Here is a 23242-nt window from a genome sequence, read left to right as displayed (position 1 = left end):
TATCTTACTAAGTATTTATCGGCTGTCCTTTATTTAACTTTAGAACATAATAAACTAAATGTATAATAGTGCGCCTAGTATAATGCAATTGTTTATCCGCTGCAGTACTTAAATCACAAAAAAGGAATGGAAGAGAATGAAAAAAAGTCATTTTGATACTCGCGCAATTCACGCAGGCCAAGAACCATGTCCTAGTACAGGAGCAGTTATGACTCCGATTTATGCTACTTCTACCTATAAACAAAAAGCTCCAGGAGAGCATCTAGGTTATGAATATTCTCGCACTCAAAATCCCACTCGATCCGCTTATGAGGCATGTATTGCCAGTTTAGAATCAGGACAAAAAGGCTTTGCTTTTGCCTCAGGAATGGCCGCAATTAATACAGTAATTGACTTATTAGATGCAGGCGATCATGTAATAGCAATGGATGATCTCTATGGAGGGACTTTTAGATTATTTGATAAAGTAAAAACCCGTACTTCCAATTTATCCTTTTCCTTTGTCGATATGTCTAATCTGAACAATATTGAGGCTGCCATCACCCCGAAAACTCGCTTAATTTGGTTAGAAACTCCGTCAAATCCCATGTTAAAACTAGCTAATTTACGTGAAATCGCGGCACTCGCTAAAAAGCATAAGCTCATTACCGTTGTTGACAATACTTTTGCTACACCATGGATTCAACGTCCAATAGAAGTAGGATTCGACATAGTGATTCATTCTGCAACAAAATACCTAAATGGCCATTCAGATGTGATCAGTGGTGTCGTTGTAGTGGGTGATAATCCCTCTCTGGCAGAAAAGATCGGTTTTTTACAAAATTCCTGTGGAGGTGTCGCCGGGCCATTTGATAGTTTCCTAGTACTAAGAAGTTTAAAAACGCTATCTATCCGAATGCAACGCCATTGTGAAAACGCCGAAGAACTAGCTAATTGGCTAAGTACCAAGGCGCAAGTGAAAAAAGTTATTTATCCTGGATTAAAAAGCCACCCACAACATGCATTAGCTCAAGAACAAATGCATGGCTTTGGCGGAATGATTTCCATGGTAATCGATGGAGGTCTTGAGACTGCCAAGCGATTTCTATCACGATGCGAATTATTTACTCTTGCAGAAAGCCTTGGCGGCGTTGAAAGTTTAATTGAACATCCCGCGATTATGACTCACGCCTCTATTCCCCCTAAAAAACGTCAGGAGTTAGGAATTGAAGACGGCTTTATTCGACTTTCAGTAGGAATAGAGCATATCAGTGATTTACAAGCTGATTTAGAATATGCCCTATCATAGGGCATGCTGATTATTTGACTTAGCATTAATTTTTTTGGAGCAGTTACCGATGCAAAAAACTAGAAAACGTGGAGGACAAATATACGCTATTATTGCTGTACTAATCCTTATCATAACAACCACCCTTTGCTTTATTCCGATTTTGTTTATGGGAGTATTGAAATTATTCCCCAATAAAAAATGGCAAAGACTATGTACTCGTTGTGTCGATGGCATCTCTATGGTTTGGTGTGATATTAACAATCTTTATGTAGATAAAGTACAAAAACTTCATTTGGAAATTGCAGGATTAGACAATCTAAGAAGAAAAGATTGGTATTTAGTAGTAGCCAATCACCAAAGTTGGCTTGATATAGTCATTTTGCATCGCTTATTCAACCGTAAAATTCCTGTTTTAAAATTCTTTATTAAAGATCAATTAAAATGGGTGCCACTTCTTGGTTTTTCCTGGTGGGCTATGGGTTGTCCTTTTATGAAGCGATACAGTAAAGAGTACTTAGCAAGAAAACCTCATAAACAAGGCAAAGATTTAATTTCAACACGCAAGGCAGTAGAAGCGTTTAAGAAAACCCCAGCCTCCATAATGAATTTTATTGAGGGAACTCGATTTACCACCTCAAAAAAAGAAAAGCAAAACTCACCTTATGATCATTTGTTAAAGCCTAAGGCTGGTGGAATCAGTTTTATTATTAGTTCCATGGGTCAACAAATTACTAGCTTATTAGATGTAACCATTATTTATCCAGATGCGCATCATTCATTATGGGATTTTCTCTGCAAACGAGTCAAATCAGTAAAAATAAATATTAGACTGCTACCCATCCCACCAAAATTTACTTCAGGAACACTGCTTAGTGATGATCAAATACAAAATGATTTTAAAGATTGGCTCAATCAGCAATGGGCAGTAAAGGATAAATTGATTGCTTCATTAAAATAACATGGTAAATGCCACTTCCCGTGACTTGTTTGCGGGATCTAATTAGGAACATACATATGAATTCACTACAAACTATTATTGAAGAAGCTTTTGAGCAACGCCAAAATTTATCAATGAATACAGTGAAACCTGAACTAATAGCTGCTATTGAAGAAGTACTTTCTTGTTTAAACAACGGACAATTTCGTGTTGCCGAAAAAATAAACGATCAATGGATAGTTCATCAATGGATCAAAAAAGCGGTTCTTCTCTCTTTTAAACTATTCCCCAATCAAATAATTAATTCTGAATTTTGTCAGTTTTATGACAAAGTACCTCTTAAATACAACGGATATACTGATGAGCAATTCCAACAATCCGGCGTCAGAGTTGTACCTCATGCCATAGTGCGTCGAGGAGCTTATATAGCAAAAAATACAGTACTAATGCCCTCTTACGTCAACATTGGTGCTTATATAGATGAGGGCGTAATGGTTGATACTTGGGCCACTGTTGGTTCGTGTGCCCAAATAGGAAAAAACGTGCATTTATCTGGTGGCGTTGGCATAGGTGGTGTTCTAGAACCCCTACAAGCCAATCCTACTATTATCGAAGATAATTGTTTTATTGGGGCGCGTTCTGAAGTTGTTGAAGGCGTCATTGTTGAGCGAAACTCCGTACTATCTATGGGCGTATATCTAGGTCAAAGTACCAAAATATACAATAGACTAACGGGGACAATAACTTATGGCCGAATTCCTGCTGGTTCTGTGGTAGTTGCAGGTAGCTTACCAAGTGAAGATGGGAGTCACAGTTTATATTGCGCTGTAATCGTAAAACAAGTTGATGAAAAAACCCGAGCTAAAGTAAGCATCAACGAGTTGCTTAGAGGCAATTAATATGACTGACTTAAGAGTACTGTTAAATAACCTGATAAGTTTCCAATCAATTACTCCGCAAGATGCTGGTTGTCAGGAATTCATGATGCAATTCCTCAAGCAACTAGGCTTTAACTGTCAAGTAATGAATAAAAATACTGTTTCTAACTTTTTTGCCTGCTATGGTGATACTGGCCCTTTATTAGTCTTTGCGGGGCATACAGATGTTGTGCCAATTGGCGACAGAACAAAGTGGCATACAGAGCCCTTCACTCTAGAAGAAAAAGACGGTCTATTCTACGGGCGTGGTGTGGCAGATATGAAAGGAAGTCTGGCCTGTATGTTACTCATGGCAGAACGATTTCTCGCTACATATCCCTCTTTTCAAGGACGCATAGGATTTCTTATCACCAGTGGAGAAGAAGGTGATGATTTTGAATACGGAACTCCCTATGCCATGCAAGAATTACAACGCCAGGGAATTTCCATTAATTATTGTATAGTAGGTGAACCATCGAGTACTAATCATGTAGGAGATGTCATTAAAATAGGTAGACGTGGTTCTTTAAGTGCCAAGCTCAGCCTTCATGGGAAGCAAGGACACGTGGCTTACCCTCATTTAGCAGATAATCCAATCCACAAAGCAAGTCCAGCTTTAGCTGCTTTGACGTCTACTGAGTGGGATCAAGGTAATGCTCATTTCCCTCCAACATCAATGCAAATTACCTACCTGCATTCAGGGGGATTTGCAGGCAATATAATTCCGGGGGATTTAGAGCTTCATTTAAATTTCAGATTTTCTACTGAACAAACAGAGAATTCTCTAAAAGAGAAAGTAATCCAAATTTTTCATGAACACCATCTTAATCCAACTATAGAATGGCGTTTAAATGGCGAACCCTTCCTCACTGATAAAGGCCTACTACTTGAAAGTTGTAAAGAAGCTATTGCGGCATTTACAAAAAAAGAAGTTGAACTATCTACTAATGGAGGAACCTCTGATGGTCGCTTCATAGCACCTTATGGTGTTGAAGTAATAGAACTAGGCCCAGTTAATGCAACTATTCATCAAGTCAATGAATGTGTATCAGTTAAAGATTTGGAGCTATTAGAAAAGATGTACTTTTCTATTTGTGAGAAAGTACTTCTGTAAAAGATAGATGTCAAGTTAAGGAGTAAGGGTCTTTCTAAGGCCCTCTCCCGCGATTTAGTATTTATTTTTAATCAAAATTCCTTTCGCGGGTGCGGGTTAAGGTGAGGGCCTTAGAAGGTAGTTCAGAGAACTACCCTAATTCAGCCTCTAATAAAGAAGTCTTCTTGGATTTTATCTGAACCGTCTCTGCAGCAACGGCTTTCTCATTTACAATTTTAGTAACACAAGCATCAGACCAAACGTTTAAAGCCGTTTCCAACATATCTATTAAACCGTAAAAAGGTAATATAACGCCCATTAAGGTAATAGGAACATTCATACTGGATAGTAGGCTAACGCTTAGAAAAAAGCATCCCATGGGCACGCCAGCGTTACCTATAGCAGCTATGGTAGCAATAAAAATCCATAACCCCATGGTTGCAAAAGACACGGGCAAGCCATGATTTTGCATCAGATAGATTACAGTGGCAAAAATAAAGGCGGCACAACCATTCATATTGATACTGGTGCATAAAGGTAAAACAAAACGGCTAATCTGAGGGTTAACTTGTAAATTATTTTCTACAGTGCTCATGGTGACGGGTAAGGTCCCTACGGAGGATTTAGAAAAAAATGCTACGGACAATGCTGGTATCATTGCTTTCATTGTTTTGAATGGTTTAATTCCATTCATTTTTAACCATAATGGCAATATTACAAACCCTTGCAATACATTGGCCATGACAACAATAAGCAAGTACTCCCCTATTCCCTTAATATCCATACCAGACCGTAATTGAACAACGGTGGAAGTAATAAAACCAAATAATCCTAAGGGTATTAAAGTGATAATCCAGCGCGTCATCACTAAAAACATGCCGTGAGCTCCACGGAAAAACCGTGTAATTGTTTCTCGTGGCTCCTCATCAGGAATCTGACGAACAGAAAAACCTATGACAATACTGAGTAACAATACCCCCATAACCTGTTGATCTAAGAAAGGTGATAATAAATTGGTGGGTATAATATTAGTTAAATAATTTAAATACCCTAAATTACTCATCGATTTTGCAGCATTGGCATCCAAATTAACTTGAACGGTGCTAGGATGAATTAATATATAAAGAAAGCAACTAACTGCTGCCGCAATAACCGTGGTTGCAAAAGTATACTTAATTGTTCTCTGCCAAATACTCTTCATCAAGCCATCAGTTTTATAATTGGCTAAGGTCACAATAATAGATAAGGAAATAATAGGTAAACTAATGCATTTAAATATTTTGATAAATAAATCAGAAACCAGTAATCCTACGTCCTTTAAAAAAGCAATATCAGACATCCCACTTGCAATACCTAGGCCTATCATTAAGGCATAAATTATGGGGGTACTAAAAATGAATTTTTTCTTCGCTTGATGATGTGCTGCACACATGACTAAATCCTTAAAAATAAATGAGATAAAAATTAAAAAGAAAAATAAGAAATATAGCTAGCAGCAACAACAACGTGACGTTGTGAAGGAATTGAAGAAAGAGCAGGTAAGACGTAACGAATGAATTGACATAAAAAGCATTACCCATGTTCAAAAAATAATCATTTCGCATCTATTCTACCATACCAAAGAAACGCGTCAAGTCCTTAATACATAAAAATACACTGTTGCATAGGGCAAGTCATCCAGCGGATGATTACCTTGTAATCGTGAGTGCAGCAGAGGATCTCCAAAATGAGGAACATGCGCTTCGTTAGAGATCATTCGCTGCGCTCAGGATGACAGGACATAGCTCCGAGCGACAGGATCTATACTTCAGTCTGATAATAGAATCAAAGGTTAGTAATAATGTTATGCTAAAGCAGTACAATTAATTTGTTGTTTTAAACGCACTATTCTTCTATAGGCATCATCTATTCGTTGTTGATCAATGTGTTTATGTAATACTAATTGTTCAATACAATCAACTACCTCTGGTGCCGTAATAGAACCTAACTGGTTAGCGAATATTACCATATCAGCCCCAGCATTAATCGTTAAGCAAAGAGATTCTTCTAAAGAATAATGACTTGAAATAGCCTGCATTTGCAAATCATCGCTAATGATCACACCACCATAACCTATATTTTCGCGCAACAATCCCGTTAATATTTCGTGAGACAAAGTAGCGGGTACTCCTTTACTATCTAAATGTCTATTAATAACATGAGCTGTCATCACCATAACCGGTTTGGTAGCATCATTAAGTAAACGGCGATAAGGGACTAACTCATTGGCATTAAAAGTATCAGTGACATCAACAAAACCCTCATGAGTATCCCCTACTGCACTGCCGTGGCCTGGAAAATGCTTATAAGAACACGCTATCCCATAACGACTAAAAACATCGACAAACTGAGCTGCAACACGCGCAACCACTTCCGGATCATTTGAAAAGCTACGTTTTAATTTACCAATAATGCCTTGCTCATTATTCAAATCTAAATCGACTACGGGAGCAAAATTCAAATTAAAACCTAACTCTTGCAAGGTAATAGCCATTTGACCAAGCTCTTCCTCTAAGGCCGTACTAGATAAATGAGCTAACTCCACCGCAGTCAACGTGGACATGCATTCTTCAATTTTAGCTAATCTATCAACAGCTCCCCCTTCATAATCAATAGCAACAAATAAAGGTAATCCATTGCTATTTGAAGAGTTTGTTGCAGAATAGTGATTAAGCTGTCTTATCAATTGCTTAATTTGTGATTGATTCTTTAAATTTTTACCATACAAACCAGTAGAAACGTCTTTATCAAATAATAAGACACCACCTAATCCATCATTGGACAACCATTGAGCAATAGGACTATGCTCGTTAATCTCACAGCCATGAAAACCCATAATTAACATTTGTCCAATTTTATTTCTTAAGGTTATCAACTTGATTGCTCCACCATAGATCATGCTAGGCATCATACACAAAGAAAAAAAGTAACGCCATTTGTTATTGCGATTTTATTACGGCTGGTTTAATTTCTGGAATAACAGAAAAATCACAATGACAATTGCCATCCGCTTTAGGAGGAAGTGGCACTTCTGCAAAGTCAGCAGGGAAACAAACGGGAATATTCCATGCACTATCACCAGGATTGATTGCTCCGGGAAGTGACCAATCTCTAAGAGCGCGATAACGTTTACCCTCATCATTTTTCCAAAACACTGGACTAAATTGCGCAATATAAATTAAGCTTTCTGCAGGAGTACAATCAAAAGATTTCCTAACCCACGGGGTTCCAGCTGGAACGGTGACTGTTAATATTTTTTTTGTCGTGGCAGGATCAATTACATCAACGGACACATTATATTGAGTCCAACAGCTATCCTTAGCTAATGTATAATAGCAGGTAAAAGACCATGTAGGGCCAGAACAAATTAAACTAAGGGATAAAATTAACGTCCTTATCAGCATAATCATACCGCATTTAAAATAAATTGGCTTACTGATAAGTATATACAATCTCAAAATAAAGTATATTAAAGCGGTAGTACTTAATGACATCAAACGTCAACATCCCTTTCAACGCTTGATTATTGAAGGAATTAACAGCAACCAAAAGTTAAAGAAGGATAACCATCCTCCAGCTCAGGATCAGGATCAATCGCCTTAGCTAATGCGGTAAGGCCAAAACCAAGAGCCAATACTCCTGCTGCAACCCCCCAACCTATCAATATACCAAGCCCTACACCAGGAACCCCAAGGGCAAAAGATAAAACAACAGCAACGGCTGAAGTAATTGGTGAAGCGATAAGTAATGGTACGGGATCGATATGACCTCGAGAAAACATAGAGCCCAACACAAACCCTGTTAAAAAATGATTGTGATGCTTTTCAGCGGCAGCAAGGAGAACTATATCAATAGCTACAGTACCCACAGCTGCCATAACTAGGAGTCCAAAACCACCACCATATTTTAAACCAGTACCAATGATAAAACTAAAATCAGATATTCCTTTTTGAATTGCATGCTGTACTGACATAATATCTTCCCAATAAAGTGCTAAAAAGTGCTAAAATACACCAATAAAAGTACTAAATCAATATTTTTAACTCATTTTCTGTACAAATTATGCAAAAAACAAGTACTTTTTGACCCTATGTAATCACTCTAATGAATGTTACCTTTTTAATTTTCATTAAATTCAACATATCTAAGTTCTATTCTCCTTACTGGCATTGAATTTGCTCAGAAGGAATTCTTGTAATTATCTTGCTTTTATTTGCATAGAAGTATAAGCTTTGCCTCAAGGAGAGATGGCCGAGCGGTCGAAGGCGCACGCCTGGAAAGTGTGTATACGGCAACGTATCGAGGGTTCGAATCCCTCTCTCTCCGCCAAAAAGAAAGTCCCTGCTAAAATACGAAGAATAAACCAATAGAAATAGGGATGAACAATGAGAATGAAATTACAATTAGGTATAATAGGAATTTTATTATCAATTAATGTATTTGCTGATGGTTATTATCCCGAACCCACTTCTCTGGATCAACCCTGGTCTGTAACAGCTAGTGTTGGAAGAGGCAAATACCAACAGAATCCCTCTTATTATAGAGAAAATAGCCCCACTACCGGCCGTCTGGCTCTAGAAAATGAACTATTGCTTACAGGTGATATCGCTTTAGGTTTAGAACTTGGATTGCAAAGTGGTAGTCATTTCCATATGCAAATTCCTTTTGAAACGTTGAAAGTTTTAGAATGGCTTCCCGTTCAAACTACATTGAACCCTATGCTTGATTTATTAATTACAGCAAAAAGTGATCCTTTATGGGGAAGTGCTTTTTTTGCCCAGTTAAAAGGTGGTGTAATTTATAGAAAATGGCGAATTCAACAAGCTGCAATAAATGATTTAACACTATTTTCAGGGGAAATCCAAGCTGGCTTTGGTTACCCTATAACCGCACTCGCAAGCTTAAATTTGTTATATCAAGGAGTGTTTGGTAACGAACCTAATTTACGAGTGAATACTTCTAATAAAACTGCACATATTTCCAATATTCCTTCTTTGCATGGCATATTACTAGGCTTTTCCGTTAATCTTTAGATTGATCTCCATTTTCTGTAGCCTTGACGTAGTCAAGGTTCGCATTATTCACCTAAATTAAACGTTGATTATACTGTGCTGCATCAAGACAACATTTGCTTTTCATTCAATGTGCTTCAGATTTCTTTCCACATTACTAACAATGCCGTGCGTTAAAATGTTTATAATAACAGTTTTCGAAAAGCTTTTCATCTCCTTCACTAAAAGCTCTATAAGCTTTACTAGACCTCTGAAAATCAGTTTCTTTTCGTTTAGTAGCAAAAAATGGCAATGACTTAGCCAATTGATCCGCACGTTCAGCCGCTAGGGTATGAGAAAATTTACTGTTTAATAGTAAAGTATTTGCTATTTGCAACATTAATGACTTTTCAATCATAGCCCATTCTTTACTTGTTTTAACAATTTTACCGTCCTCATTACTTCCTTGCCATCGAGAAGTTTGATTGTTTATTCTAAGATAATTGAATTTGTCAGATAACAAGTAACGATATAAATCAATTAAAATATCAATATCATTACATTGAGCAATAAATTGAATAATTTCCTCTGCTGTAGTAGTTTCCTCCTGGGTCAAACATTTATTTAATTCCTTCCTACTGTGTTTGTACCTCTTGCAAAATGCATGTAAAAAAGATTCTTTTTCTGTAACATCCAATAAATCATAATCCATTAAAATAATTAATATTTTTTCAAGATCGCCATAATTGATAATTTGAGAAAACTTTAAGAGAAACAGAGAGTACTTATGGGATTTAATTACTCATCCCCGATCAAACGCTATATAACGCCTAGTTATTTTTATATAATTCTGTTCTACCTTCCATATAAGTCTATAATTTATAGAACATCCATCAATTTAATTACTATTTAACAGGGATCAACTTAAAAAGAATGCATTCAAGGGAGTATTTTTATGAAAGAAAAACATTTTGCTTATAAAATAACCCACGATTCTTCAGGACTAGTTTGTACTTATTCTGAAATAGAAGAAGACAAGATGCTGGATTTACTAAAGGAAATCCAAAACAATTATTCTGAAGGAATATTTTGGATTTTTAAACAATTTGATGTTCAGCCTAAAGAACCACTATGCATTATAGATTGCACTACAAAAAGGATTTACTATCACTATTCAGGTGATGTTGAAGATCTTAAAGATACTATTAATAAATTGACTCATTAAGTCAGTCAGAGTTTGTAGCCTGGGCGTAGCACCAGTGTACCCCAGGAGCAGGATTAACTTTATTGCACCTTATTAGGTATATATGTCTCGCCAATGAATTTTCGGTACATCCTAACAAAGCGAAGACAGTTCCTGGAAAAGCAAATGGCGCATTAAACGTAGAAACCTATGAGTAAAACAATTTTGTACAATCAGTACTACGACAAATTTGCAGATTTTATACAAAAAGTAATGATGCTTTTTGAAAACATCAACCAATATGATGATAAATTTGTCATATTATTAACACGCAACTTTCAGCTTAGTGATTCTGTGTAAACCGAAAACTGATGGGTAATAGAGTATATTTTAATGGAATCAAAAAAATTGACACCACTTATAAAACTATATACTTGGCCTAGCGCAATAATGTTCAAACTCTGTTTTCCTGTATTTTTTGTGAGAAATCACACCTACATTAGAACAGTGTTAGTCCCCTTAATACGATGGCACAATACTTATCCTCTAACTGTAAATAATCTTGAAGAATTAGCTGCTGAAAGGAGAGTATATATAACATTTTCTAATGTATTGATTAACTATCTTAACCAGTGGCATACGCCTTTTTTAGTTAGAAATTATAATAAATGGCTTGCACCTCCAACCTCAGGAAATTGGGTAGTGAAACAATATCCAGTAAAATCTTGTGGTCAACGTGTTTATTTATACACATTGGTCGATCGGGATAATAAAATTATTGATTTTATAGCTTTAGATAGTAATGATGAGTCTATCGCACGTTCTTTTTTCAATAAGTCTGTAAATTCTGAAGGTGTTCCGGTTCAAATTGAAGCTTATCTTTCCACGTTAAGATCAAACCCTCGTAAACAGTGGGCCGCAGTACTCTCTGATGAATAACATATGGATTTGAAACATTAGAACACAGAAATATCTGCAGGCTGATACGATTTTTTGAGATTAGATAATGTGAAATACTACAAAAATAGTCTGATTACAGCCTATTTAGAAACATCTAAAATTGAACTGCTATTTCTTCCTATCTATTCACCGAATTTGAACTTAATTGAGCAATTGTGGAAGTTTATGTATAAAAACCGAAAACTGATTAATAATGGGTTTACAAAGAATTTCTAATGCTGTTTTTATCCTGACTTTTTGCTACCTCACCTTTTCTGGCTTACGCTAGCGCTGCCCCCAAGCGAGATTGTTCGCGATCGTATCAAAAATTCACTTTAACTTATTGTTTATAACAATACTTTCTGAAAACAGTCAAAATTAACTTAGGAAAATTTTCTCATCATATAAACCCAAATAAGACATGTGGAGTAAATATTAGCATGGGAATCTTGATCTATTACCATCCCCACACTGGGATCCAATTAAAAAAACAAACAGACCTATTTTTTACCCAAAAGACACCATATTACTCTGTTTGAAAATTATTAATTCTGCCATGATCTAGACAAATGACTGTTTTTTAGTAACCATTCAGTTCAATTTTTTTCTCATAATTAAAGAGGCTAATAATGGAACTAAAAAAAATTAAAGCAGTAATTACTGTAGTTGCTCTTATGCTAAGTCTATTTCAATCATCTTATGCTGAAACCTCCCCTAGAAAAACAATCAGTGACACAGCCATCCAAAACGCTATTTTAGTTCACATCAATGAATACAGAAAACAACATGGTTTACCCCCACTGGCCATGGACAATCGAATAATAAAAGAGGCCAAAAATCACTCGATAGATATGGCCAATCATACTATGTCATTTGGACATAAATACTTCAAAAGACGAATTGATAGACTACATGATCAAATCAAAAACTCTGGTGCTGCTGCCGAAAATGTTGCCTATAACTATAAAGATGCACAAGACGTAGTAAAGAATTGGGTACGTAGTCCAGGCCATAGAAGAAATATTGAAGGAAATTATAACCTGACAGGTATTGGAATTGCACGTGACAGCAAAGGTAAAATTTATTTTACGCAAATCTTTTTAAAAACAGGTAATAGTGGATACACGGCTCGCAGACCAGCATTCAATCTATTTAATAAGTCAATTTTTAGAAGAAGCGTGTAACAGTCATGGTCGGGCAACCAATTGCCCGACAAAACAAAACTCCCATCTGAAAAATCACCGGAAGATGCCTAATCACTCAATATTTTACTCAGGTAAATGTCGCTATGAATACTCGAGCAATTCTGCTCTCTGTGTCTCCTCGCACTTCCTGCACCATAGTAGAGTAAGGAAAGAGGTCTAAGCAAAGAACAATCATTTTTAAACTACTTGAAAAACCTATAACAATCATAAGTATTTAAAGCGCTCGCATATAAATTAACGATATTTTTGCAAAATTTATTGTACAAAAAGTGGAATTAATAGACTAAGTAACCTAATATTCATTCATAGACAGTATACATTGTTCAGCCAACATTCAGCTTTTGGAAGCCAGATTGAGAGTGTGGTGTGCAAGCTTAGTTGAGCTAAGAAGCCTAAAGCGCTCCAGAGGAATCCCCTTGAACATTAGGACTGTACTCAATCTTGCTGTCTAAAGAAAGTTAACATATGGGCGTATTTTATACGCCCATTTTATGCTCATTTTAGCAATAGATCTCTTGCAAAACCGGCATCTTTTGTTCTAGTACCAGACGTCAGTGTTTCCAGGAGCGAAGCGCAGAACCGTGGTGTACACGCAAGAGCACCGTATCGACGAAACAATTTCCCGCAGCAGTAGAGTTTGGAACGAAGTCTATTGAAGTAATATGAATATTTTGTGCGAGTTTTTAACAAAACATAATGCGTTTTGCGTAAGTCCTGGCAAATTATCCTAAATTACAATAGGATAACTGATATAAAGTAAGTAAAAAGGACTTTCTCATGCTAATTGCAACTCTACTAGAAACGGGTCATGAAACACGCGTGGCAATTACTCCTAATTCAGCCAAGCATTATATTAAATTAGGATTTGAAGTTGCTATAGAAAAAAATGCCGGCGTGGCTTCAGGTTTTTCTGATAAAGAATATGAACAAGTAGGCGTTCAGATTATAGGTGGTAAAAAAACCTTACTGAAGCAAACCAATGTTCTTCTTTGCATCAACGAACCAAATCCACAAGACCTAGGCGGTTTGCCCAAAAATTCATTAATTATAGGTCATATAGATAATGATCCTAAAAGCCCTCTCATTGAGTGGTGTAAAGAACAGCAGATTAATTTGTTTTCAATGACTCTTATTCCGCGTATCAGCCGTGCACAAAGTATGGATAGCTTATCTTCTCAGGCTAACCTAGCTGGTTATAGAGCGGTACTGGAAGCAGTCAATAAATTTCATAGAGCAGTTCCCATGATGATGACTGCGGCAGGAATGATTCAGCCGGCCAAAGTATTGATTCTCGGTGCAGGTGTAGCCGGTCTTCAAGCGATTGCAACCGCTAAGCGTTTAGGGGCTGTAGTCTATGCCTTTGATGTGCGAAGAGCAGCTAAAGAACAAATAGAAAGCTTAGGAGCTGAGTTCGTCGAAGTTGATGAAGGTCAAGACAGCGAAACCAAAGGAGGTTATGCCTCAGAAACTAGCGACGAATATAAAAAATTACAGGCAGAATTAATAGATAAATACGCAAAAATGTCTGACATAGTCATCTCCACCGCGCTCATACCTGGTCGTCAAGCCCCTATATTGCTCTATAAAAAAACAGTAGAACAAATGAAACCAGGTTCAATAATAGTCGATTTAGCAACGTCACGTGGAGGAAATTGTGAAGTAAGCGTGCGCGATGAAATCATTAAACATGACGATATCACTATAATAGGATTAAGTAATTTAGCTGGCTTAGTTCCAGCAACAGCTAGCGATCTTTATGCTAATAATCTAGTGCATTTAATTAATTTATTAGCAGGTAAAGCTCCTGAAATAACGTTTAATCCTGAAGATGAAGTTATTCAACAGGCCCTTCTGTGCCATGAAGGACATTATTTGCCATTTCAACCAGCAAAGGAGTTAAAAAATGCATGAAATGAATACATTAGGTAATCCTTATATTGCCATATTAACTATTTTTGTTTTGGCTTGCTTTGTAGGATATTACGTGGTGTGGAAAGTAACACCTGCTTTGCATACTCCTTTAATGTCTGTGACTAATGCCATATCTAGTATCATTATCTTAGGTGCATTAATTGCCGCAGGCCATCAATTATTAGGTACTATTACCTGGTTGGGAGGAATAGCAATATTTCTTACATCTATTAACATTTTTGGTGGATTTGTTGTCACTCAACGCATGCTTCGTATGTATAAAAAATAATAATTTAGGTTAAAGGATGGAGCCTTCCATGAATTCAATTGTTCCACTATTTTATTTGCTTGCAGCTATCTGTTTTATCTTAGCTTTAAAAGGTTTAGCCAGCCCAGCAACCTCAAGAAGAGGTAATATGCTGGGTATCCTCGGTATGATTCTTGCCGTTGGCTCTACCTTAATGATGCCTACTACACACCACCACGTCCTTCTCATCGGGCTAATAATTGCTGGGGGCATTGTTGGAACATTTATCGCCCTAAAGATTAATATGACAGCTATTCCGCAACTGGTAGCGGCCTTCCATTCTCTCGTAGGTATGGCAGCGGTCCTGGTCGCATTTTGTGCTTTTCTATCTCCAGATTCCTTTCATATTGGCTCTCCTGGCAACATAGAAAAAGCAAGCCTGGTTGAAATGAGCCTAGGGTTAATTATTGGTGCTATCACATTTTCAGGCTCTGTAATCGCCTTTTTGAAATTACAAGGCATCATGTCAGGAATACCTGTAAAATTTCCAGGTCAAGGACTAGTTAATATTGTAATAGGCTTGGCTATATTGGCTTTATTTTGCTTGTTTTTGACGTACCAAACATTAACCATCATTTTAGGTTTGGCTGGATTATCTTTCTTAATTGGCGTTTTACTGATTATCCCTATTGGCGGTGCCGATATGCCCGTAGTCATATCCATGCTTAACTCATATTCTGGATGGGCAGCAGCAGGTATAGGATTTACTCTCAGCAATCATCTATTAGTTATCACTGGTGCCTTGGTGGGATCTAGCGGGGCTATCTTAAGCTATATTATGTGCGTAGGTATGAACCGATCTATTTTCAATGTTATCTTCGGCGGGATCAGTTCATCTGCAAGTAGCACCCATGCTAGTTCGGGCAATGAATCACGAAACGTTAGGCAAGGAAATGGCGAGGATGCAGCCTTCCTTCTCAGTAATGCTAAAGATGTGATCATAGTTCCTGGTTATGGTATGGCAGTAGCTCATGCACAACACGCGGTCAAAGAATTAGTTGATGCTTTAGAAGCACGCTCTATAAAAGTTCGATTTGCCATCCATCCCGTTGCAGGAAGAATGCCTGGGCATATGAACGTATTACTTGCTGAAGCAAATATTCCTTATGATAGAGTTTTTGAGCAAAGTGAAATTAATAGAGATTTTGCAACCTGTGATGTGGCTTTTGTTATTGGAGCCAACGATATTACTAATCCAGCAGCCAAAACCGATCCAGGATCACCTATTTATGGTATGCCAGTGTTAGAGGTTGAAAAAGCTAAAACTGTTTTATTTGTTAAACGAGGTATGTCACCTGGCTATGCTGGAGTTGAAAATGCTCTGTTTTATCATGACAATACCTACATGCTTTTTGGAGATGCCAAAGTAATGACGGAATCAATTGCTAAGGCATTAGAAACGCTTTAGCTGTCGGAAGCAAATAGTCGAGTAGCCTTGGATACAGCGCAGCATAATCAAGGCTACCTTTGTACCCAGTTATTTCAAATGAGGAACTACAATATCGTGGATAATGTGCTAATACCCTCGTAGTTTAATCAAGCTGTTATTGCCTGTAAATTTGCCAAACAAACAAAATAAATGTATCTTGGATTGTTAATTTTTCACTACGGAGAACTTTATGTTACGAAAAATAGGTTTTACCCTTCTTTGCGCAGCAGCTTCTATAAGCGCTCCCTGCTATTCAATGGCAACTCATGCGCTGAGACCAGGAGTCACTTTGGAATACGACTTACCTCCTCACCAACCTCAGCTATTTGTAAATTATATGTTTTGGTCTGTTGAGGCAAATTGTAAAATTGCTATGGAAGATGAGGCGGTTGACTTATTTGCTGAAGCGTTAGCAAAAAAAGGAAAAATAAATGACATTCCTATATTGGCAGGAGACACAAGATTACTTCATGTTCTTGCAGGCGATACATTAAAATTAGCCGCCGATTCTGGAGCGAAAGTTCAAATAACCAATCAGAGCGATCGCATGGTACACGCAACTTGTACTTCTTAATTTCTAATTATGGGTTAATTAAATCCACCCTCCTCAAAAATCAGTGAAACGAGATAATATCTGTTACCTCAATAGCCGAGAGAATCCCCTCATTGTGATACAAAATTTTGCTCTAAGCGGATTCTCTTTTTTTTAAGAAGACTATTCTTTGATAACATGTGTTTTCCTTTTTTAGTTTATTTAAAAATTTTTTATTGCCTATTTTTTCGATTTGATTGCTAATATCGTTTTGCTAATGACCAATAAAATAACGATGTGCTCGCAATCAGTCCGCATTGGAAATGCAATAACACAAGGGAATGTTTATAAGCAACCGATTTTTAAAAAAAATAGAGTAATTGGTTGCGATCAAAGGGCTTTTCTACAATTTAGCCTAGTGTGTTAAATACACTATAAGTTTGGTACTTAATGCTCTTCAGGACGTGTGGATAAGCCATGGATAACGCAAAAAAGATGCGCCACCCACACCGCTTGTTAAGTTGTCATTATTAAAACATTACTCGCCAAAGCTTTAATGCTCTCTGGTCGCATGGAAATCAATTTTTGGATAACGTTCTTCTGCCATTGCTAAATTCACCCGTGTAGGAGCAAGGTAAGTTAAGGTGTCACTACCATCTAAAGCCAGATAATCATAAGCCTTAGTGCGAAGTTCTGTCATCGCTTTTTCATCATCAGAATAAACCCAACGAGCACATGAAACGTTTACCGTTTCATAAATACAATCCACTTTATACTCATGTTTCAATCGATGAGCGACCACATCAAATTGCAGTACACCTACCGCTCCCAAAATTAATTGGTTGCTATTTAATGGTCTAAATACCTGGGTTGCACCCTCTTCAGAAAGTTCAATTAATCCCTTGAGTAAGGCTTTACTTTTTAATGGATCTTTTAAGCGTACTAAACGAAATAATTCTGGAGCAAAGTTGGGAATACCTGTAAATTTTAATTGTTCACCCTGAGTAAAGGTATCACCTATCCGAATCGTGCCATGGTTATGTAAACCAATAATATCCCCTGCTAAAGCCATTTCAGTATGCGATCTATCTCCAGCCATAAAGGTTAATGCATTAGAAACTTGCACCTCTTTGCCAATACGCAAATGACTTAATTTCATCCCTTTTTTATAGGTTCCAGAACAAATACGGACAAAAGCGATTCGGTCTCTATGCTTAGGATCCATATTTGCCTGTATCTTAAATACAAACCCAGTAAATGCTTCTTCTTGAGGGGAAACCATTCGCTCATGAGTAGCTCGAGACTGCGGGCCTGGCGCATATTGGGCAAAATCGTCTAATAACTCCTTAATACCAAAATTATTGATAGCAGAACCAAAATAAACAGGGGTCATTTTTCCTGCTAAATAAGCTTCCAAATTAAACTCATGAGACGCGCCTTTCACTAACTCAATTTCATCACGGAGCTCTTGAGCACTATCCCCTAATAATTCATCTAATTGTGGATTATTTAATCCTTTAATTTGTAACGCTTCTTGTTTTTGAGCATTTTTTCCTGGTTGATATAGATAAACAATGTCCTGATAGCGATGATAAATTCCTTTAAAACGTTTACCCATTCCCACTGGCCAGGTAATAGGAGCACATTGTATGCCCAATACAGATTCTACTTCGTCTAATAAATCAATGGGGTCTCTTCCTTCCCTATCTAATTTATTAATAAAGGTCATTATAGGAGTATCGCGTAAACGACAAACCTCCATTAATTTCACTGTTCTGTCCTCAACACCTTTAGCAACGTCTATAACCATCAATGCAGAATCTACAGCAGTTAACGTACGATAAGTATCTTCAGAGAAGTCTTCATGCCCAGGGGTATCCAGCAAATTCATCACATGCTGATTATGAACAAACTGCATCACTGAGGTCGTAATGGAAATACCCCTTTCTTTTTCCATTTCCATCCAATCGGATGTCGCATGCCGATCTGCTTTACGACCTTTAACTGTTCCTGCTAATTGAATAGCACCCCCAAATAGAAGCAGCTTTTCAGTAACGGTTGTTTTCCCTGCATCAGGGTGCGAAATAATGGCGAAGGTACGTCGTTTATTAAAGTCTTGATAAAAATCAGACATAGTGTTCTCTAATTATAAATAGGATTTGTATGATGAGATGGATTTTAAGTGAAAATATGAAAAGTCACAATTTTTTCCTCGCTTAATTGAACTATAATTTTCTTATGTGTCTTTATGAAAACCTCGCATAACTACTTGCTCCGTCATCTCGATGATGACGTAAAATTTTATTCGGTAATCCTTCGCCATGCTCAGGATGACAGGCAAGGAGAGTCGGATATAAGAACCGAATGATAGAGAAAAGAGCGGATATAAGTACACATAAACTAATGGATTTAATTAAAAAAATAAAAAGGAGTTTGCCATGAGACATAAGTACTTACTTCTTTCTGCACTCTTGCCACTATGTGCTTTTAGCCAATCTAATCTTTCCACTGATACTATGATTTTTTCAGAACAACCAGCAGGTAAACATTCTGTGGTCCACTCCTACTCTAATGAATCTGTACTACCTAATCAAGAAAGTACAGTGGAGCGCAGTATCGACTTCCCAACGCAAATAATCCGTATATCCAGTAGCTTGAAAGACCAACAAGTGGATTGTGATCAAGTGAATCTGATAATAGATAAAATACTAATACAAAATATCACTCCAGATAAATTTACTTATAACATTTACATTGTTTGTGAGTATGACCCAGAGACAAATTTTGCCATTGATTTTAAGCTTCATAGTTATTTTGACCCTATAAATGATAAAGCGGTTGAATACTTGAAATCTTATCTCAGTGAATATAATGGTGCTGATTTCTTAGGAACAAAATTAAACATTGAGTCAGCGAAAGGCTTAGTTATTTCCTTAAATATTATTGCTGGGTTCAAAAAAAACCCTAATACCCCACCTTTTTTAGAATACAGAAAAGATAGAAATAATTTTTATTTTAAAAGTAATTATGAAATGAAAAATAAATTAATTGCGGATATCTATCAGAATTTCTTTAGCAATGATCCTGACGTAATCCTCCCTTTCATTAATAAATGGTTTTATACTTATGCCGACACTATTTATAAAGCGGTGCTTAGAGATGCAAATTATGTTGAATTGCAACCGGAAAGAATCTTTCTTATGGAGAGTGGAAATGAAATTTTTGTATCCGATTTAAAATATTATTTTATCCATAACTGCAATAAGTACGAAAATAAACGATGCTTGGAACAAGGGTCATTGACAGAAGAAACATCACTTTGACTAACATTTAAGAACATCCTGGAAAATTTAATGTTCTTTGAAAAGCAACCGTTCACATAATGGCGTCATAACGTATAGCCCATATTAGCGCAGCGTAATACGGGAATGATCCTTCAATCCGTATTACGATCTCCTCTCATCCGAGTTACAATTATTCTATAAGCTCTAATTCTGTTGAACGCTCAAAATAGTTAACCACCCTATCTTCAGATACCAAGTCTAAACGAGCCGGATTCCATTGTGGATTTTTGTCCTTATCAATTAATAATGCCCTCACTCCTTCATAAAAATCATTATCTTTCATAAAATGACCAACCAAGTCAAAATCCATTTTCAGACATTCAGCTAAGGATAATCCTTTAGCTTTTTGCAGTTGATGCAGCGTTATTTTAAGACTTAAAGGACACTTTTGATTTAAAGTATTATCAATTTTCTCAGCCCAAGCATCCTTACAACTGCTTAATGATTTTCTAATTGACTCTACAGTGGATTGTGAAAAACAACTATTAATTAAAGGATTAATTGAGGTTAATTCTTCTTCACCAAGTACTTTATTGTATTTATTGAGACATTGAGTCACGCGAGTATGGACCTCTTTTGATAAATCAATGCTGAGAAGATCATTAATCACCGATTGCATTTGCTCCGATGCAATCGTGTATTTTACTAAACCGGCTTGCAAGGCATCTTGAGAACCTAATCTATTACCGGTTAATCCAAGATACATACCCAAAGAGCCTGGACAACGAGCTAATAAATGACTGGCTCCAATATCAGGAAAAAAGCCGATACTAGTCTCCGGCATAGCAAATACAAAACGCTCACTGGCCACAGGATGACTACCGTGCAGGGAGATACCTACTCCTCCTCCCATGGTAATCCCATCCATTAAAGAAATATAAGGCTTACCAAATTGGTGAATAAAATGATTTAGTCTATATTCATGCCAAAAAAACTGCATTTGCTCTGCTTGATTGTTGCGCCCTGTATTATAAAGCCAGCGGACATCTCCTCCAGCACAAAAAGCGTTGCCGGAGGTAGCGCGCACAACAACAGCGCAAAGGCTATCATCCTCTTTCCATAACACTAACTGCTTTTGCAGTTCCATAATCATAGATAAAGTCAACGCATTTAATGCTGTAGGTCTATTTAAAGTAATAACCCCTAATTGACCCTCTCGGGTAAAAAGCACTTCATCAGTCATGGTTATTTTCCTTTAAATTCCGCGGAACGTTTTTCAAGAAAAGCGGTTACACCTTCTTTCTTATCTTCTGTAGCACATACTTTAGCAAAATGTATTGCCTCCATATGCAATGCATCGGTCAATGATAGATCATAACCATAATCGATTACTTCCATAACACCCGCTATGGCTAAAGGCCCCATGCTTAAAATACCTTTTAACATATTTTTGCCGTGTTCTATTAACTGTTCTGGTTCAACTACCTCACTGACGAGTCCCCAATTTAGCGCAAGTTCTGCATTAATAAATCGGCCGGTTAAGCACAGTTCTAAGGCTCGACCTTTGCCAATGAGGCGCCCTAATCGCTGAGTGCCGCCATATCCGGGAATAACTCCTAATTTAACTTCAGGTTGACCAAACATTGCCTTAGTCGAAGCAATTCTCATAGTCGCAGAAATAGCTAGCTCACAACCACCGCCAAAAGCAAACCCGTTAACAGCTGCAAGAGAAGGCTTCCCCATAGTTTCCAAAAGTCGGAACGTATTTTGGCCGTGACAAGCGAACTCATAACCTGTTTGAGCAGTGCATTCTGCTAACCGATTAATATCTGCACCAGCACAAAATGCTTTGCCATTTCCAGTAAGAATTAAAGCTTTTACTTTAGAATTTGATTTTGCTGAGTTAAATACTTCCGCCAAAGCATTTAAAAGATCAGTACTTAAGGCATTCAGCTTTTCAGGTCTATTTAAAGTGATTGTTAAAATGCCATCATTATCTAAATTTTGTTCTATTAGGTTCATCAATTAACTCCTTTTATTCAATAGAGAATTCTTCATCCAAACTCGCTTTAGCGATAATTTCACGCATTATCTCATTAGTTCCTTCAAGGATTTGATGTACCCTTAAATCCCTAAATATTCTTTCTATATGATAATCGCGTAAGTAACCATAACCACCGTGTATTTGCATGGCTTTATCACTAATACGAAATGCCACATCGGTAGCCAAGCGTTTGGCCATAGCACAATACATAGGAGCATTAGGATGGTCTTTATCCATAGTACTCGCTGCTCTGTAGACCATTAATCGTGCTGCTTCATAATCAGTTAACATATCGGCAAAATAAAAACGCAAACCTTGCATTTGTGTCAAAGGTTTACCAAATTGTTTGCGCTCCTCCATGTAATTTTGTGTTAATCGCAAACAAGAAAGCGCCCCGCCCAAAGAGCAAGAAGCGATGTTGATGCGCCCTCCATTCAGCGCATTTAAAGCTATCTTAAAGCCCATCCCCTCATCACCAACGAGATTTGCAGCAGGAATTTTGCAATCTTCAAAATAAAGCATACAGGTGGGCTGATTACGCCAGCCTAATTTTTTTTCCAACTTTCCAAAGCTTAGTCCGGGAGTGTCTTTTTCAATTAATAAACAACTAATTCCATGATGAGATTCATCGCCCGTGCGTACCATACACAAATAAACATCACTGACACTAGCGCCAGATATAAACGCTTTTGTGCCATTGAGAATATAATGTTCCCCTTGCTTCACTGCTTTGGTTTTCAAAGATGCAGCATCTGAACCTGAGCTTGGTTCGGTAAGACAATAACTGGCAATAACCTCCATTGAGGTTAATTTAGGCCCCCAATAAGCACGTAACTCTTTTCCTGCATAACGATCAATTAAGGAAGCAACCATGTTATGGATAGAAAGATAAGCGCTTGTGGTAATACAACCCGTGGCTAATTGTTCAAATATAAGAGCGGCGTCCAAGCGTGTTAATTGAGCTCCGCCAATATCCTCTCGAGCAACCATCCCAGCCATACCTAGTTGTGCCGCCTCGCGCAATACATCCACTGGAAAATGACTATGCTCATCCCAATACTCTGCCATAGGGGCTAATTTATTATTGGCAAACTCAGCTGCCATCTCCCTAAATGCCAAATGTTCTTCTGTGAATTCAAAATCCATAAACCATCCTTAGAA

The 23242-nt window shown here is 37.2% G+C and carries 23 protein-coding genes and 1 tRNA gene; 15 read left to right on the top strand and 9 right to left on the bottom strand.

Annotation, left to right across the window (positions count from 1 at the left end; genetic code table 11):
- Positions 1-136 precede the first annotated feature (136 nt).
- Genes LFA_RS04255 through dapE form a run of 4 tightly spaced genes read left to right on the top strand, consistent with a single transcriptional unit; the run spans position 137 to position 4238 of the window.
- Entirely contained in the window at positions 137-1288 is a 1152-nt protein-coding gene (locus LFA_RS04255) for a trans-sulfuration enzyme family protein (protein ID WP_045095066.1), read from the top strand.
- A 49-nt stretch (positions 1289-1337) separates the two neighbouring features.
- Positions 1338-2228, top strand: a complete 891-nt coding sequence (locus tag LFA_RS04250) for an acyltransferase (protein ID WP_045095065.1) — start codon at positions 1338-1340, stop codon at positions 2226-2228.
- 56 nt (positions 2229-2284) lie between these two features.
- Complete coding sequence (gene dapD / locus LFA_RS04245; protein ID WP_045095064.1) at positions 2285-3106, top strand: 2,3,4,5-tetrahydropyridine-2,6-dicarboxylate N-succinyltransferase; 822 nt, start codon at positions 2285-2287, stop codon at positions 3104-3106.
- Position 3107: 1 nt separating this feature from the next.
- Entirely contained in the window at positions 3108-4238 is a 1131-nt protein-coding gene (dapE, locus tag LFA_RS04240) for a succinyl-diaminopimelate desuccinylase (RefSeq protein ID WP_045095063.1), read from the top strand.
- Positions 4239-4368: 130 nt separating this feature from the next.
- Here the strand turns inward: dapE and LFA_RS04235 are convergent, their stop codons facing one another.
- The 4 genes from LFA_RS04235 to LFA_RS04220 form a co-directional block, all read right to left on the bottom strand.
- The gene (locus tag LFA_RS04235) at positions 4369-5649 is read right to left on the bottom strand and encodes a dicarboxylate/amino acid:cation symporter (protein WP_045095062.1); all 1281 of its coding nucleotides are present in this window, start codon (positions 5647-5649) and stop codon (positions 4369-4371) included.
- 411 nt (positions 5650-6060) lie between these two features.
- Positions 6061-7131: a glycoside hydrolase family 3 protein gene (locus LFA_RS04230; RefSeq protein ID WP_045097417.1), complete on the bottom strand. Its 1071-nt coding sequence runs from the start codon at positions 7129-7131 to the stop codon at positions 6061-6063.
- Positions 7132-7195: 64 nt separating this feature from the next.
- A complete protein-coding gene (locus tag LFA_RS04225) occupies positions 7196-7660 on the bottom strand; it encodes a hypothetical protein (protein ID WP_045097416.1) in 465 nt (154 codons plus the stop codon).
- 131 nt (positions 7661-7791) lie between these two features.
- Positions 7792-8229 carry a hypothetical protein gene (locus LFA_RS04220; RefSeq protein ID WP_045095061.1) on the bottom strand — a complete coding sequence of 146 codons (438 nt, stop codon included), beginning with the start codon at positions 8227-8229 and terminating at the stop codon, positions 7792-7794.
- Positions 8230-8497: 268 nt separating this feature from the next.
- Between LFA_RS04220 and LFA_RS04215 the strand changes: the two genes are divergently transcribed.
- Positions 8498-8585: transfer RNA gene (locus tag LFA_RS04215), tRNA-Ser, on the top strand.
- A 56-nt stretch (positions 8586-8641) separates the two neighbouring features.
- Complete coding sequence (locus LFA_RS04210; protein WP_045095060.1) at positions 8642-9289, top strand: hypothetical protein; 648 nt, start codon at positions 8642-8644, stop codon at positions 9287-9289.
- Between the two features lie 136 nt (positions 9290-9425).
- Here LFA_RS04210 and LFA_RS04205 read toward each other — a convergent pair whose 3' ends face one another.
- The gene (locus LFA_RS04205; protein ID WP_045095059.1) at positions 9426-9959 is read right to left on the bottom strand and encodes a hypothetical protein; all 534 of its coding nucleotides are present in this window, start codon (positions 9957-9959) and stop codon (positions 9426-9428) included.
- A 243-nt stretch (positions 9960-10202) separates the two neighbouring features.
- Between LFA_RS04205 and LFA_RS04200 the strand changes: the two genes are divergently transcribed.
- The 8 genes from LFA_RS04200 (at position 10203) to LFA_RS04170 (ending at position 16795) form a co-directional block, all read left to right on the top strand.
- Complete coding sequence (locus LFA_RS04200; protein WP_045095058.1) at positions 10203-10472, top strand: hypothetical protein; 270 nt, start codon at positions 10203-10205, stop codon at positions 10470-10472.
- Between the two features lie 366 nt (positions 10473-10838).
- Positions 10839-11369, top strand: a complete 531-nt coding sequence (locus LFA_RS04195; protein WP_231865905.1) for an IS6 family transposase — start codon at positions 10839-10841, stop codon at positions 11367-11369.
- A 54-nt stretch (positions 11370-11423) separates the two neighbouring features.
- The gene (locus LFA_RS20265) at positions 11424-11606 is read left to right on the top strand and encodes a transposase (RefSeq protein WP_084602112.1); all 183 of its coding nucleotides are present in this window, start codon (positions 11424-11426) and stop codon (positions 11604-11606) included.
- A 392-nt stretch (positions 11607-11998) separates the two neighbouring features.
- Entirely contained in the window at positions 11999-12553 is a 555-nt protein-coding gene (locus LFA_RS04190) for a CAP domain-containing protein (protein WP_045095056.1), read from the top strand.
- A gap of 798 nt (positions 12554-13351) precedes the next feature.
- Complete coding sequence (locus LFA_RS04185; protein ID WP_045095055.1) at positions 13352-14485, top strand: Re/Si-specific NAD(P)(+) transhydrogenase subunit alpha; 1134 nt, start codon at positions 13352-13354, stop codon at positions 14483-14485.
- The gene (locus LFA_RS04180) at positions 14478-14774 is read left to right on the top strand and encodes a proton-translocating transhydrogenase family protein (RefSeq protein ID WP_045095054.1); all 297 of its coding nucleotides are present in this window, start codon (positions 14478-14480) and stop codon (positions 14772-14774) included. Before LFA_RS04185 ends, LFA_RS04180 begins: the two co-directional genes overlap by 8 nt.
- Before the next feature lie 28 nt (positions 14775-14802).
- Positions 14803-16200, top strand: coding sequence for an NAD(P)(+) transhydrogenase (Re/Si-specific) subunit beta (locus LFA_RS04175; protein WP_045095053.1), 1398 nt, complete (start codon positions 14803-14805; stop codon positions 16198-16200).
- A 211-nt stretch (positions 16201-16411) separates the two neighbouring features.
- A complete protein-coding gene (locus tag LFA_RS04170; RefSeq protein ID WP_045095052.1) occupies positions 16412-16795 on the top strand; it encodes a hypothetical protein in 384 nt (127 codons plus the stop codon).
- Between the two features lie 511 nt (positions 16796-17306).
- Here LFA_RS04170 and LFA_RS04165 read toward each other — a convergent pair.
- Complete coding sequence (locus tag LFA_RS04165; RefSeq protein ID WP_045095051.1) at positions 17307-18887, bottom strand: peptide chain release factor 3; 1581 nt, start codon at positions 18885-18887, stop codon at positions 17307-17309.
- A gap of 304 nt (positions 18888-19191) precedes the next feature.
- Here LFA_RS04165 and LFA_RS04160 point away from each other — a divergent pair, with 304 nt between their 5' ends.
- Complete coding sequence (locus LFA_RS04160; RefSeq protein ID WP_045095050.1) at positions 19192-20076, top strand: Lpg0189 family type II secretion system effector; 885 nt, start codon at positions 19192-19194, stop codon at positions 20074-20076.
- Positions 20077-20227: 151 nt separating this feature from the next.
- On the opposite strand, the gene LFA_RS04155 is transcribed toward LFA_RS04160, so the two are convergent.
- From LFA_RS04155 to LFA_RS04145, 3 genes are read right to left on the bottom strand one after another with little or no spacing between them, the layout of a single operon-like run.
- Positions 20228-21280, bottom strand: coding sequence for an enoyl-CoA hydratase/isomerase family protein (locus LFA_RS04155; RefSeq protein ID WP_045095049.1), 1053 nt, complete (start codon positions 21278-21280; stop codon positions 20228-20230).
- A gap of 2 nt (positions 21281-21282) precedes the next feature.
- Positions 21283-22059 carry an enoyl-CoA hydratase/isomerase family protein gene (locus LFA_RS04150; RefSeq protein WP_045095048.1) on the bottom strand — a complete coding sequence of 259 codons (777 nt, stop codon included), beginning with the start codon at positions 22057-22059 and terminating at the stop codon, positions 21283-21285.
- A gap of 13 nt (positions 22060-22072) precedes the next feature.
- A complete protein-coding gene (locus tag LFA_RS04145) occupies positions 22073-23227 on the bottom strand; it encodes an acyl-CoA dehydrogenase family protein (protein WP_045095047.1) in 1155 nt (384 codons plus the stop codon).
- Between the last annotated feature and the right edge of the window lie 15 nt (positions 23228-23242).

This window comes from Legionella fallonii LLAP-10, assembly GCF_000953135.1.
Lineage (GTDB): Bacteria > Pseudomonadota > Gammaproteobacteria > Legionellales > Legionellaceae > Legionella > Legionella fallonii.
This window is presented reverse-complemented; position numbering and strand designations above follow the sequence as displayed.